We start from the raw sequence: 889 nt of genomic DNA on the forward strand, positions 1-889 counted from the left end.
ATCACACCCCGTGTCCAAGTCTCCCGCTCGAGCTCCGCCAGCCGCTGCGCATCGCTGGTCGTGGTGCCCGGCCGGACACCACCGTCGATCTCAGCCTGCCGGACCCAGTTGCGCAGGGTCTCGGGGTGCATGCCAAGCTGCTCGGCCACCCGAGCGATCGCGCCCTGCTTCGTTGCCGGATCCGCCCGGAGCTCCGGCCATCCTGGTGGCCCGCTCACGCAACTCGGCGAGGTACTTCCTGGGTGCTGCCATGACTCTCATCCTCCATGGTTTGAGAGCCTTCACCAGACCCGGGGCGATTCAGACCCCCACTACCGGGTGCTGCACGACGTCGTGGACAGCAACGGCAAGCTCACCCTGCGCATCCACGGACGACTCCACCACATCGGCATCGGCTACGCCCACCGCCGCACCCGCGTCCTCAAGATCGTCGACGACCTCCACGTCCGCATCGTCGACGCCGCCACCGGCGAACTCATCCGCGACCTGCTCATCGACCCCGCCCGCGACTACCAGCCGCTCGGCCGAACCCCAGGGCCAAACCCCAGAAACAGAAAACCCGGACCCCAACCGGGGTCCGGATAGTCCGGGATCTCCTGAGCGATCACAGGGTGGAGCTGAGGGGATTCGAACCCCTGACCTTCTCAGATGGACGAGCCGCTTCGACCCCTCGTCGAATGTCGGTCTATCTCTGCCTAACCCACTCGATCTGCAGCCCCGCCACAGATCGAACCAATGTGTCTGGCTTCCACGCTGTCCCATTGTTTCGGAGCACCTCGGGCAACTTCGGACGTCGCTTGTGCTGACTATGTGGTACCCATCGGAGCCGAGCGAGATGGCCGGGCGTTCAACAAGAGGGCCCCACCGACTATGTCGGGTGACCGGAGAT

Annotated in this window: 2 protein-coding genes; one reads left to right on the plus strand and one right to left on the minus strand. The window is 65.2% G+C overall.

What is annotated here, in order from left to right; translation table 11 throughout:
* Nucleotides 1-218 (minus strand): transposase (locus tag ACYQ0U_RS22715; RefSeq protein ID WP_459976156.1); only part of this gene is annotated, 218 nt, incomplete at its 3' end.
* A gap of 100 nt (nt 219-318) precedes the next feature.
* Here ACYQ0U_RS22715 and ACYQ0U_RS22720 point away from each other — a divergent pair.
* Nucleotides 319-585 carry a hypothetical protein gene (locus tag ACYQ0U_RS22720; RefSeq protein ID WP_459976157.1) on the plus strand — a complete coding sequence of 89 codons (267 nt, stop codon included), beginning with the start codon at nt 319-321 and terminating at the stop codon, nt 583-585.
* The last annotated feature ends 304 nt before the right edge of the window (nt 586-889 follow it).

This window comes from Nocardioides pyridinolyticus, assembly GCF_054653575.1.